Origin of the sequence: Pseudarthrobacter polychromogenes, assembly GCF_014644495.1 — a bacterium.
In the GTDB taxonomy this organism is placed as follows: domain Bacteria; phylum Actinomycetota; class Actinomycetes; order Actinomycetales; family Micrococcaceae; genus Arthrobacter; species Arthrobacter polychromogenes.
The window spans coordinates 56963-70143 of record NZ_BMKU01000011.1 but is presented as its reverse complement, the minus strand read 5'-3'; the positions used below and the strand labels follow the sequence as shown (position 1 = coordinate 70143).

Annotated in this window: 9 protein-coding genes and 1 pseudogene; 3 read left to right on the top strand and 7 right to left on the bottom strand. The window is 64.0% G+C overall.

Annotated features, from left to right (window positions below):
• From IEX43_RS15990 to IEX43_RS15975, 4 genes are read right to left on the bottom strand one after another with little or no spacing between them, the layout of a single operon-like run.
• Positions 1-630, bottom strand: a complete 630-nt coding sequence (locus IEX43_RS15990; RefSeq protein ID WP_188812564.1) for a Poxvirus protein I5 — start codon at positions 628-630, stop codon at positions 1-3.
• 19 nt (positions 631-649) lie between these two features.
• Complete coding sequence (locus IEX43_RS15985) at positions 650-1567, bottom strand: carbohydrate ABC transporter permease (RefSeq protein WP_066278817.1); 918 nt, start codon at positions 1565-1567, stop codon at positions 650-652.
• Positions 1564-2517 (bottom strand): carbohydrate ABC transporter permease, encoded by a 954-nt coding sequence (locus tag IEX43_RS15980; RefSeq protein ID WP_188812562.1) that lies wholly within the window; start codon positions 2515-2517, stop codon positions 1564-1566. Before IEX43_RS15980 ends, IEX43_RS15985 begins: the two co-directional genes overlap by 4 nt.
• Positions 2518-2564: 47 nt before the next feature.
• Positions 2565-3857, bottom strand: coding sequence for an ABC transporter substrate-binding protein (locus IEX43_RS15975; RefSeq protein ID WP_188812557.1), 1293 nt, complete (start codon positions 3855-3857; stop codon positions 2565-2567).
• 173 nt (positions 3858-4030) lie between these two features.
• Here IEX43_RS15975 and IEX43_RS15970 point away from each other — a divergent pair, with 173 nt between their 5' ends.
• Positions 4031-6046, top strand: a complete 2016-nt coding sequence (locus IEX43_RS15970; protein ID WP_188812556.1) for a beta-galactosidase — start codon at positions 4031-4033, stop codon at positions 6044-6046.
• Positions 6047-6340: 294 nt separating this feature from the next.
• Positions 6341-7528, top strand: a pseudogene (locus IEX43_RS15965) (DUF222 domain-containing protein); the annotation flags it as partial.
• A gap of 428 nt (positions 7529-7956) precedes the next feature.
• Here the strand turns inward: IEX43_RS15965 and IEX43_RS15960 are convergent.
• The 3 genes from IEX43_RS15960 to IEX43_RS15950 form a co-directional block, all read right to left on the bottom strand.
• Positions 7957-9315, bottom strand: coding sequence for an ABC transporter substrate-binding protein (locus IEX43_RS15960; protein WP_188812554.1), 1359 nt, complete (start codon positions 9313-9315; stop codon positions 7957-7959).
• 316 nt (positions 9316-9631) lie between these two features.
• Positions 9632-10573, bottom strand: coding sequence for a carbohydrate ABC transporter permease (locus IEX43_RS15955; RefSeq protein WP_102975962.1), 942 nt, complete (start codon positions 10571-10573; stop codon positions 9632-9634).
• Entirely contained in the window at positions 10563-11507 is a 945-nt protein-coding gene (locus tag IEX43_RS15950) for a carbohydrate ABC transporter permease (RefSeq protein WP_188812552.1), read from the bottom strand. Before IEX43_RS15950 ends, IEX43_RS15955 begins: the two co-directional genes overlap by 11 nt.
• A gap of 369 nt (positions 11508-11876) precedes the next feature.
• Here IEX43_RS15950 and IEX43_RS15945 point away from each other — a divergent pair, with 369 nt between their 5' ends.
• A complete protein-coding gene (locus IEX43_RS15945) occupies positions 11877-13145 on the top strand; it encodes an ABC transporter substrate-binding protein (RefSeq protein WP_188812551.1) in 1269 nt (422 codons plus the stop codon).
• Positions 13146-13181: the final 36 nt, after the last annotated feature.

Below are 13181 nucleotides of genomic sequence, written 5' to 3'. Positions count from 1 at the left end.
TCAGGCGCGGGTGGAACGCAGTTTGACGGCCGCAGCCGCCAGGATCAGGGTGCCGGGAACCACCACGAAGAGGGCGGCCAGCATCCAGACGAACACTACGGTTCCGAAGAGCGCGGCAGCGAGCAGGAGGGACCCGCTCCAGTCCTTGAGGGACAGCGCCTGGCCGGCCTCGAGCGCTGAGCGCCAGGCGGTGCGGGCATCCGTGTGGGCGCCGGCGGCATCAGACCACGCTGCGGTGGTGCGCAGGAGCAGGATTGCCCCGGCGGCCGCGAGGAGCAGGGTGGCGGGCAGGACCACTTCCCGGCCCGGGAGCTGCCCCACCCAAGCGAGCAAAAGGTTAAGGATAATCACGCCGGCGGCTGCCGCCGTCGTGATTCCAAGCTTCCAGCTGCCTGGCAGGGCAGCCTGGAAGGTGCCCCAGAGGCCGCGGACGGAATCGTCCCTGCCCGAGAGGTGGCGCTCCAGATGGGCGATCCCAGCCGCATAGGCGGCGGGGATCGTCACCAGCGGAAGGGACAGCACCAGCACCAGCACCCCTGCCAGCAGGGTCTCGGAGAACAGCGCGAAGCGGTTGACCGGGACGGGTTCGTGGTGGTTGGGGGCGGGTGTGGTGCTGTCCATGACGCTCATTCTCTGTCTCGTTTTTCCGTCAGCCCTTGAGGCCCTGGGTGGAGACGCCTTCAACAATGTACCGCTGGAACACCAGGAAGAAGATCAGCACCGGCAGCAGGGCCAGGACGGACATGGCGATCATGGCGCCGTAGTCCGAGGACTGGGTCTGGTCCACGAAGAGTCGCAGGGCCAGCGGCAGCGGGTACTTGTCCGGGGTGTTCAGGTAGAGCAGCGGGCCCAGGAAGTCGTTCCAGCTCCAGATGAAGGAGAAGATCGACGTCGAAATCAGGGCCGGCTTCATCAGCGGGAGCATGATGGAGGTGAAGATCCGGACGTGGCCGGCGCCGTCGATGCGTGCTGCTTCGTCCAGTTCGGCAGGGAGGTTGCGCATGAACTGGACCATGAGGAACACGAAGAACGCGTCGGCGGCGAGGAACTTGCCGATCAGCAGCGGCACGTAGGTGTCCACCAGGCCAAGCTGCTGGAACACGATGTACTGCGGGATGATCACCACGTGGAAGGGCAGGAGCAGCGTGGCGATCATCATGCCGAAGAAGATGCTGCGGCCGGGGAACTTGATCCTGGCGAACGCGTACGCTGACACGGACGCGGAGAGGATGGTTCCCACCACAGCGCCGATGGCCAGGATGAGCGAGTTGGTGAAGAACTGGAGGGTGGACACCCCGCCGATGCCGTCCATGGCCGTGACGAAGTTGTCGAAGCTGAAATTGTTGGACCACAGCGAGGTGTTGGAGCCACCGATTTCAGAGTTGGGCTTGAACGCGGAGGCGATCATCCACAGCCCCGGGTACAGGACCACCGCCGTGAGGGCGAGGGCCACCAGGTGGAAGACGGTGCTTTTGACGCGCTTGGTCCCGGCCGATTCGGACTTGGGGTTGTAGTGCGCCAGTTCTGCGTCCGGGAGGGACTGGGTGGGGGTTGCCGTGCTTGTCATTTTGCATCACCGCTGTAGTGGACCCAGGACTTGGAGGTCTTGAAGAAGATCAGCGTGATGATGCCGACGACGATCACCAGGAGCCAGGCCATGGCCGAGGCGTAGCCCATCCGGAAGTCGCTGAAACCACGCAGGTAGAGGTAGAGGGTGTAGAAGAGGGTGGATCCGGCGGGGCCGCCTTCACCGTTGGAGATGATGTACGCAGAGGCGAAGATCTGGAACGCGTGGATGGTTTCCATCAGCAGGTTGAAGAAGATCACCGGAGAGAGCATGGGCCAAGTGATGTTGAGGAACTTCCGCACCGGGCCGGCACCGTCCATGGACGCCGCTTCGTAGAGGTCCGCCGGGATCTGCTTGAGGCCGGCGAGGAAGATCACCATCGGGGCGCCGAACTGCCACACGGTCAGCAGGATGAACATCGGCATGGTCATGGCCGGGTTGCCCACCCAGCCGCCCAGGTTGATCCCAAAGAAGGAGAGGCCCTGGTCCACCGGACCGGCATCGCCGAACATGGCTTTCCAGACGATCGCGATGGAGACTGACGCGCCGATCAGGGACGGGGCGTAGAACGCGGAGCGGTAGAAACCCTGGCCGCGGCGCTTACTGTTCAGCAGCATGGCCACCGCCAGTGCGGCCGCGAGCTTGAGCGGGGTACCGAAGACCACGTAGGAGACCGTCACGCCCACCGACTGCAGGAAGCGTTCGTCCTGGAAGAGGGTGGTGTAGTTGTCCAGGCCGATCCACTTGGGCGGCTCGAACAGGTTGTAGTTGGTGAAGGAGAGGTAGAGCGAGGAAATCATGGGCCCAACAGTGAGGGCGATGAATCCCAGCAGCCAGGGCAGCAGGAAGGTGTAGCCGGCGCGGGCATCCGCCCCCCGCTGCCGCGACTTGCGCGGCTGCGAGTGGGCGGACGACGACGAGCGCCTGCTCAGTGTTGGGCTTTGAGTCACAAGTTCATTCCGTCAGTCATGAAAGCTTTCACAGGCAAGGTGCCTGGTCAGGCGTTCTGCTTGATGAGGTCTTCGGCTTCCTTGAACCATGCGTCGGCGGCGCCGTCGATGGTGAGCTTGCCGTAGTTGAGGTCGGAGGCAACACGCTTGAAGGACGCCTCGAGCGTGCCGAAGCCGACGATCGGCGGCTCGGGTGCGTCCTTGAGGTACTGCTCGATGGACTTCTCGTAGTCCACCACGAGCTTGTCCGTACCTTCGAAGGTGGTCCCGTCCCGCTGGGTCTTCGAGGCCGGAACACCGCGGGAGGTCTTGAAGATCTGGCCCACCTCGGGGTCGTTGACCATGAAGTCGATGAAGCGGGCAGCAGCGTCCTTGTACTTGGTCTTGGCGCTGGCCACCATCAGCATGGAGGGCTTCAGGAACAGGCCCAGGTTGTCCGGGTCATCCGAGGGGACCGGAGCAAGCTTGAGTTCCGTGGCGCCGCTGTCCGCAAGGTAGCCTGCCATGAAGTTGTCCCAGGTGACCTCGGTGGCGGTTACGTTGGAGCCGAACGGGGACTTGGGGGCGAGCTGGGTGACGCGCTCTTCGGAAACGATGGCCGGGGTGCCGCGCAGGGCAGCAGTCTGGTTCCACCACTTCTTCATATCGTCCTTGGTGAAGCCGAGCTTGCCGTCCTCGGTGAAGGCCTCGATATTGTTCTGGCGCAGCCAGATGTTGAACATCCACCAGACACCGGTGTAATCCGTGCCGCCAAAGATCTCGCCGTTGCTCTTGGCGCCCACCTCGGCCAGGAAGTCGTTGAATTCCTGGTAGGTCCACGTTCCGTCCGGCTCCGCGATGCCCAGGGACGCCAGCTTGGCGGGGTCGTAGTACACGGCGAACGCGTTGGTGCTGGTGGGGATGCCGTAGGTCTTGCCGCGGATCTGGCCCGAGGGCAGGAGGGACTTCTCGAACGCGTCCGTGTTGATGTTCACGGTGCCCAGGTCCAGGAGCTGGTTGCGCTGGCCGTAGTCACGCAGGTAGGACAGGTCCCACTGCATGACGTCGGGCAGCCCGCCGCCGGCGGCTTCGGTGGCGCGCTTCTGCCAGTACCCGGCGAAATCGGTGAAGTTGCCGTTGACCTTGATGTCAGGGTTCTTCTCCTCGAACAGGGCGATCGCCTTGCGGGTACGCTCGGCACGGTCGTCGTTCCCCCACCACGTGTAGTTGATGGTGACCGGGTTCTCCGCGGAACCCGTCTCTCCAGCGCTGGTGCTGGATCCCGTTCCACACGCGGCCAAAGCTGCGGCAGATGCGGTGCCGACGGCCACGGTGGTGAGGAAATGCCTTCTGTTGATCATGGGAGCCTCCTTGCTCAGTGTGTGCAATCCCGATCTCACCTACAACGAAAGTAGTGAGCTGGCTTACACGGCTTCTGAAACGATACAATATCCCCAATCCAGCAAATGGGCAAGCGTTTTCCAAGCGGCTGGTTTCACCGCGCGTCCATCCACCCCGCAGACAAAGGAGTCCCATGACCAACCAGGCAACCCCAGGCACGGCCAGCGTTTGGAACAACATCGAGGGCATCGGTTTCGGTGGCGACTACAACCCGGAGCAGTGGCCGGTCAGCGTGAGGCTGGAGGACCTGGAGCTGATGCAGGAAGCCGGCGTGAACTTCCTCAGCGTCGGCATCTTCTCGTGGGCACTGCTGGAGCCGGCTGAGGGCCAGTACGACTTCGGCTGGCTCGACGACGTGATGGACAACCTGCACGGGATTGGCGTCAAGGTGGCACTGGCTACCGCCACCGCCGCTCCCCCGGCGTGGCTGGTGCGGAAGCATCCGGAAATCTTGCCGGTCACGGCTGACGGAACCACGCTGGGACCAGGGTCACGGCGGCACTACACGCCGTCGTCGGCCGTTTACCGGAAGTACGCCGCCGGCATCACACGGGTGCTGGCGGAACGCTACAAGGACCACCCCGCCCTGGCGCTGTGGCATGTGGACAACGAACTGGGCTGCCACGTTTCGGAGTTCTACGGCGAGGAAGACGCCGCCGCGTTCCGCCTGTGGCTCGAGCGGCGGTACGGAACCATCGATGCGCTCAACGCCGCCTGGGGCACAGCCTTCTGGTCGCAGCACTACGGCTCCTTTGAGGAGATCCTTCCTCCCGGCGTCGCACCCTCCACGCTGAATCCCGGCCAGCAGCTGGACTTCCAGCGTTTCAACTCCTGGGCGCTGATGGACTACTACCGCAGCCTGGTTGCCGTCCTCCGGGAAGTCACCCCCGCAGTCCCCTGCACCACCAACCTGATGGCTTCCAGCGCCACCAAGTCCATGGACTACTTCAGCTGGGCCAAGGACTTGGACGTCATCGCCAACGACCACTACCTGGTGGCGGCAGATCCTGAACGGCATATCGAACTCGCGTTCAGCGCGGACCTCACCCGGGGCATCGCGGGAGGTGACCCATGGATCCTGATGGAGCATTCGACGTCGGCCGTCAACTGGCAGCCGCGCAACCAGCCCAAGATGCCCGGGGAAATGCTGCGGAACTCGCTGGCGCATGTGGCACGCGGCGCGGACGCGGTGATGTTCTTCCAGTGGCGGCAGAGCTTTGCGGGCTCGGAGAAGTTCCACTCGGCCATGGTCCCGCACGGCGGCCGGGACACCCGCGTATGGCGCGAGGTGGTTGACCTGGGAGCTGCACTCCAGCTGCTGGCACCGGTCCGCGGGTCGCGGGTGGAGTCGCGTGCGGCCATCGTGTTCGACTACGAGGCCTGGTGGGCCAGCGAGATCGATTCCAAGCCGAGCATCGACGTGCGGTACCTTGACCTGCTGCGGGCCTTCCACCGGTCACTGTTCCTGCGGGGCGTCTCCGTGGACATGGTGCATCCGTCGGCGTCGCTGGACGGCTACGATCTTGTCCTCGTGTGCACGCTGTATTCGGTGACGGATGAGGCTGCTGCCAACATTGCCGCTGCCGCTGCCGGCGGGGCGACCGTCCTTGTCAGCTACTTCAGCGGGATTACTGATGAGAAGGACCACGTGCGGCTGGGCGGCTACCCGGGGGCATTCCGGGAACTCCTGGGCGTACGCGTTGAGGAATTCCACCCGCTGCTGGCTGGATCGCAGCTGAAGCTGAGCGACGGCACGGTGTCCTCCATCTGGAGCGAGCACGTGCACCTTGACGGCGCCGAGGCCTTCCAGACGTTCACCGGGTACCCGCTGGAGGGCGTTCCCTCCCTGACCCGGCGGGCAGTAGGGACAGGCGCCGCCTGGTACCTCGCCACGTTCCCCGACCGCGACGGCATCGAGTCCCTGGTGGACCGGCTGCTGGCGGAATCAGGAGTCTCCCCCGTCGCCGAGGCCGATGCCGGAGTGGAACTGACCCGCCGGCGGTCGGCCGACGGCGGCAGCTTCCTGTTCGCCATCAACCACACCCGGGCTGCCGCAAGCGTGCGGGCCTCCGGCACGGACGTGCTCTCCGGCGAACGGTTCACCGGCACCGTGGAGGCCGGCAGCGTTGCGGTGATCGCGGAGGACTGAGCCTCCGGTTAGTGGGGGCGTCGCACGATCTTGCGGCGCCCCACGCGTGGCTGAGCGTTTTCCACATACAGATTTCGGCCCCCGGCTAATGTCGGACCCTGCTGGAAGACTTTGTCCATGGAAGCGGTTGAGGGGCTGGCAGGGGCACTGCCAACAGCGCAGGTGGCGGGAGTTCCCGCTGCGGCTGCGGCCGCCGGGCGCCTTGCTTTCGGGGCGCCGGTTCCCGGAGTCCTGTTCGTTGCTGACATCTCGCGCTCCCTGTTATCGGTTCCGGTTGCGGCTGACGGCCCCGGGATGATTGATCAGTTGCGGGAGCTTGAGGACATGAAATCGCTGGCGGCTGCGCAACAGGCCCGGATTGCTGTGGCTTTTGATCTTTCACAGCGGCGGGAGCAGGCCGCGGCCGGTGTCCCGGTCAAGGAACAGGGCGCCGGTGTTGCCGCGCAGGTCGCGTTGGCGCGCCGGGAGTCCCCGGCCCGCGGCGGCCGCCTCCTGGGCCTGGCCAAAACCCTCGTCACCGAGATGCCCCACACCCTTGCCGCCCTGGAATCCGGGCAGTTGAACGAATGGCGCGCCACCCTGATCGTGAAGGAACAGCGTGCCTGTCCGCCGAAGACCGGTGCGCGGTGGATAAGGAACTCGCCGCCGACACCGGCACCCTGACAGGTGCAGGGTCACTGGCAGGGGCCGGGGACCGGGCCATCATTGCCGCGGTCCGGGCCGCCGCGTACCGGCGCGACCCGCACTCCGTTGCCAGACGAGCCGCCCATGCGGTGAACGACCGGACCGTGACGCTCCGCCCGGCGCCGGACACCATGGCCCGCCTGACCGCCCTGCTGCCCGTCGCCCAGGGGGTGGCCGTGTACGCGGCCCTGACCCGGCATGCGGATACGTTGCGGTCCTCTGGGGACGAACGGTCCAAGGGCCAGATCATGGCCGATCAGCTCGTTGAGAACGTTACCGGCACCCCTGGCGGGGTCGCCGGCATCGAGGTGCAGCTGGTCATGACCGACCGCACCCTGTTCCAGGGCGACAGCGAACCAGCCAAGCTCTCCGGCTACGGCATCGTCCCCGCCGAATGGGCCAGGAAAGCAGTCCGCACCGAATCAGAAGCTAACGCCGGGGAACTGAAAATCTGGCTCCGCCGGCTCTACACCGCCCCCGGCACCGGTGAGCTGCTCGCGATGGACTCCAAGGCCCGGCTCTTCCCGCCCGGGCTCCGGCGGTTCCTCCAGGTCCGCGACGACACCTGCCGCACCCCCTACTGCGACGCGCCCATCCGCCACCACGACCACATCACCCCCTGGCACAGTGACGGCACAACCACCAGCACCAACGGCCAAGGCCTCTGCGAAGCCTGCAACCACACCAAAGAAACACCCGGCTGGACAGCCAAACCCGTACCCGGACCACGACACACCGTGGAACTCCACACCCCCACCGGCCACACCTACCACTCCACCGCACCACCACCACCCGGATCACCGCTAATGAGCCAAGTGCTGGCCGGGGTGCACCCTCCGGGCGCGCCAGCCGGTCCTGCAGCCGCTGCCTCAGCCACGGGCCCGCCGCATTACTTGGCTTCCCCGGGCAACACGGGCCTGTTCCGCGGCGACCCCGGATCCACCACGCGGGAAAGGGCAGAGTGTCCCAGCCCAAAGAAGCACGGTGTCCAGGTCCTCGGCCGCGTTGTTCCGTACCGACCCCTGGTTGTACAGCGTCGGCCCAAGGCCGTACCGGCCGCACCGCCGTAGTCCTGCCGCCGCAGCTTTAACCCCCGCAGCTTAAACAGCTCCGTCCCGGAAGGAACTCGAGGTTCCTGCCGGGACGGAGCTGCCACCCGCCGTCGGATGCTGGGAGTGAGGAGGCGTCCACCCAAGCTGTCCGGAGCCGTGTTGGCGGTGTGAGGACTAACTGCTGATTGCCGACTTCATCTCGTCGTGGGCCTTCTTGCCTGCTTCGTCCGTGGAGAGCCGCTCGAAGAGAACCTCGGAGGTGTACCGCTTGATGATTTCCTGGATTGCGCCGGCGCCCTTCGGCGGCGGAGCGGGTGCCTCGCCAAGTTCATCCTTGATCTGGTCGATGAACTTGACCACCTTGACGTCGGCCGGGGTCAGCTTGGACTCGATGGCCGCGCGGACCTCTGAGTTCGGGTAGACACCGCGGTCTGCCAGGAGGGCCTCGCCTGCCTTGACGTTGTTGGCCAGGAAGTCGATGAACTTGGCGGTCTCCTCGGGGTGCTTTGTGCGTGAGGATGCGGACCAGAACTGGGAAGCCTTGTACCAAAGCCCTGCATCAGCCGAGGACCCGGTCTTCGTTGGGAACCGCAGGATCTCGAGATCACTGCCGGAAGCCTTTTCCAAAGCCGGGGCCTGGTTGGACCACCAGAAGGCCATGGCATTCTTGCCGGTGGCGAGTCCGCTCTGGTCCAAGGGGGCAGCCTCGGCTTCAATTACCTCGGAGGCCGTGGGAACTGCCTTGTTCTCGCTGAGCTGCTTCAGGAACGCCCACCATTCGGAAATGTCACTGGGCTCAAAACCCAGCTTGCCGTCGGAGGTGTACAGTGATTTGCCGTTCTGGCGGAGCCAGACACCCAGGGACGCCTCGTCCGTGCCGTAGGCGGCGGCACCATAAGTGCCCTGCGGGGACTTGGCCGTGATCTCGGAAGCGATCTTCTCGAAGTCCTCCCAGGTCCACGTGGAGTCGTCCGGCATCGCAACACCTGCGGCCTCGAAAACCGCGGGGTTGGCCAGGATGGTGGCTGCGTTAATGCCGGCCGCGATGCCGGTCAGGCCGTCCTCGCCCTTGCCTGCGTTCAGTGCCGCCTCATCAAGCTTGGAGGTGTCGATCTCGTACTTGGACAGGTCAAGCAGGGCACCGCGGCTGGAATATTCGGTAATGTACTTTTCGTCCATCTGGATGATGTCCGGGGCGTCGTTGGCGGCAACCTGGGTGGCCAGCTTGTCCCAGTAGCCGCTCCAGTCGCCGAACTCCGGCTTGATCTTAATGTCCGGGTTTTCAGCCTCGAACTGCTTGATGGCTTCCTGGGTCAGCTGGGCGCGCTTGTCGCCGCCCCACCAGGAGAATCGCAGTTCAACGGGACCATCGGCGTTTTGCGGGGAGGATCCTCCGCCGCAGGCACTGAGGGCCATCACGACGGCCGCGGCCGCCGCGACTACGCCCGTCTTGCGGATGCGGCGTGCTGCGCCGGGGGGACGCGACTCTGCCGGTTGCCGGGCAGCAGACGCAGGGCGGGAAAAAAGCTGCACTGGTAACTCCGATCTTCTTTGATCTAGGTGCTGGGGACTAACGCACTGTGGAACAGGGATGAAACGCGAAAGCGCTTTCTAGATGTAATAGTACAAGTAGGTGACTTGTATTACAAGATGTTGGGCCAACAGTTCTGGCCGGCAAATTCCTGCGGGACACATTACAGCCCGGCGCGGTCATGGACGGCACGTTCCGGCGCGGCACAGTCTTCAAACAGGACGCTTCTGGACGGCCGAACGGCCCGCCACAAGGACGGGCCGTTCGGTTGGTGCTGCAGGCCTGCTGGCCGGCGGCGCATGAGTCCAGGAGCTGGATCTACTTGATGCCGGTGGTCGCGATTCCCTTGATGAGGAAGCGCTGGCCGAAGAGGAACACCAGGAAGACCGGCAGGAGCGAGACGATGGACATCGCGAACAGCGATCCCCAGCTCGTGGCTGACTGCGAGTCGACGAAGGCCCTCAACGCCACCGGAACGGTGAACATGTCCGGATCCGTCAGGTAGATCAGGGCGCCGAAGAAGTCGTTCCAGGTCCAGATGAACGTAAAGATGGTGGTAGTGGCCAGCGCCGGCACCATCAGCGGCAGGATGACCCGCAGGAAGATGCGCGGGTGGCCTGCGCCGTCGATCCTTGCAGCCTCATCGAGCTCCCGCGGAATACCGCGGATGAACTGCACCATCAGGAAGACGAAGAACGCTTCCGTGGCCAGCAGCTTGGGCACGATCAGCGGCCAGAAGGTATTAACCCAGCCGATCTGCGAGAACAGGATGTACTGCGGAACGATCACCACGTGGAACGGCAGCATGATGGTCAGCAGCATGATGCCGAACAGCAGCTTCTTGGCAGTGAACTGCAGCCGTGCGAAGGCGTAGGCCGCCATGGAGCACGAGATCAGGTTGCCCAGGATGGAGCCGATGACCACAATCGCCGAGTTGATCATGTAATGGCCGAAGGGGTGGGTCAGGGCAGACCAGCCGGAGGTGTAGTTGCTCATCTCCAGGCTGTTGAGCCAGAGCCCCGGTTCGCGGAAGATCAGCTCGTTGGGGCGAAGCGATGAAACAACCATCCAGAGCAGCGGGTAGATCATCAGTCCACCGGCAAGGATGAGGATGCCGTGCTTCATCAGGGATTTTCCGCGCTGGGCCCGGCTGAAGGCCAGGGTGCCGCGGGACTCGCGGGGCTTGCGGTGGTTCGTAGGCTTGCCGGCGCCTCCGGACTTCTTGTCCGGGGTGGGCAGCGTCTCCAGCTTAGTCGTCATAGAAAACCCAATACTTAGAAGCGATGAAGTTGATGGCGGTGAATACGCCGATGATCACCAGCAGGACCCACGCCATGGCGGACGCGTAGCCCATGTCGAACTGACCGAAGCCCTTTTGGTAGAGGTACAGCGTGAAGAACATCGTGGAGTCCGAGGGGCCGCCGTTGCCGCCCGAGACGATGAAAGCCTGGGTGAACGACTGGAAGGATCCGATGATCTGCAGGACCAGGTTGAAGAAGATGATCGGGCTCAGCATCGGCAGGGTGATCCGCCAGAACTGCTGGAGGGTGGTGGCCCCGTCAACCCGTGCTGCCTCGTAGTACATGTGCGGGATCTGCCGGAGGCCGGCCAGGAAGATGATCATGGGTGCGCCGAAGGTCCAGACGTGGAGCAGGATGATGGAGCCGAGCGCCGTGCTGGGGTCTGAAATCCATCCCGGACCCTGGATGCCGAACATTGCCAGGACTTGGTTCACCAGGCCCGTGGTGCCGAAGATCTGCTTCCAGAGGATGGCGACTGCCACCGAACCGCCCAGGAGGGACGGCAGGTAAAACACCGAGCGGTAGAACGGCAGGCCGCGCAGGCCCTTGTCCAGGACCAGGGCGATCAGGAGCGCTACGGCAAGCTGGAGCGGCACACCGACGAACACGTAGGTGAAGGTCACGCCGAGCGAGTTGTGCAGGCGTGCATCATCGAGCATCCGGGTAAAGTTCTCCAGCCCTACCCATTCCGGAGGCTGGAGCAGGTTGTAGTCCGTGAAGGACAGGTACAAGGACATGATCATGGGGCCGAAGGTGATGGCGACGAGGCCCACCAGCCACGGCAGCAGGAAGATATACGCTGCCTTGTTGTCCCGGCCGTTGGCCTTCTTCTCTGCGGCGGTGAGTTTGCCCTTCCGCCGGGTGATGGAGCTGAGTTCGCTGATGGCGCTCACTGTTGCCGTCCCGTTCGTATCATCAGGCCCGCTGCTGCCGGCATTCCAGCCGGGCGCAGCGCCCTGGGTATGTGCTTAGCGGCCATGTGGTCTCCTTTGGTCATCGTGGCCTCCACGTTCTTGGTATCGCCTGGGCGATAGGTGCGCTCCCGTGGCCGAGGGGGTGGCCGCCGGAGTCTCGGCGGGTTCCCACCGTTGCGGGAGGTGCGGATTGAAAAAGCGGCTCCGTACCAAAGTAAACGGTTTCTTGACTCCTGTATAGCCCTTTGTTAGTTTTTGAGAAAACGCTTTCTGTTATACACGTCACTACGAATAGAACCACAACATATAAGGGGCAGGACAATGCGGTTACGTCTCAGGAAATCAGTCATGGGGGTTGCGGGCGCAACAGCTGCCCTCGCCATGGTACTTACGGGTTGCGGCAGCAACGCAGAGGCCGGGAAAGTCGGGACGGTCGAGGATCCCGTCACCATCCGTTTCGCCTGGTGGGGCAACGATTCCCGCGCCAAGACCACCCTGGAGGTCATCAAGGACTTCGAGGCCGCGAACCCCACCATCAAGGTGCAGGGCGAGAACACCGAGTTCAGCTCCTACTGGGACAAAATGGCCACCCAGATCGCCGGCGGCACCACCCCGGACGTCTTCGCCATGAGCGGCGCCTACCCCAGCGAATACGCCAGCCGGGGCGTGCTGCTGGACCTGGACGAGGTCAAGGACCAGATCGACACCTCCAAGTTCGCCGAAGGCACGGTGGACCTGGGCAAGATCGACGGCAAGCAGTACACGCTCACCGCAGGCGTGAACTCCATGTCCATGGTGATCGACCCCAAGGTCTTCGAGGCAGCAGGCGTTGAGCTTCCGGACGACGAAACCTGGACCTGGGACGATTACGCGCAGATCGCCGCTGACATCACCAAGAACTCCCCGGCGGGAACCTTCGGCACCACCCCCATGTCCAACGACTCCTTCCTGGCGGTATGGGCACGCCAGAGCGGCGAGGAGCTCTACACCGACGACGGCAAGAAGCTGGGCATCAGCGAGGACACTGCCGCCGAGTGGTTCGAGCTCAACAAGAAGCTCATGGACACCGGCGGCGCCCCGTCCGCTTCGCAGACCGTGGAGGACGGCTCTGCGCAGCCCGAAATGACGCTCATGGGCCAGGGTAAACAGGGCATGAAGATCTCCTGGAGCAACCAGATGAACTCCTACTCCGGCTCACCGCTGGTGATGATGAAGATGCCGGGCGAAAGCAAGACGCCCGGCGCGTGGCTGCGCTCCTCCATGGAGTACGCCATCTCCTCCAAGTCCGCGCACCCCAAGGAAGCCGCCCTCTTCATCAATTACCTGGTGAACAACGTGGACGCTGCCACCAAGATCAAGAGTGACCGCGGCATGCCGGCCAACACCGAGCTCAAGGCGGCCATCACTCCCCTCCTGAAGGAATCCCAGCAGAAGGAAGCGGAGTACCTGGACCGCATTGCGGAGATGGACATCGAGCCGCCGCTGCCGTTCCCCGCAGGTTCCTCGGCCACCATGGAGGTCCTGAACAGGTTCAATACGGATGTCCTGTTCGGCAAGATCTCACCACGGGACGCGGCCAAGGGCTTCATCCAGGAAGTCAACTCGAACCTGGGCTGACCGCCGGCTGCTTAAGCCATCACAACAACATCCCGA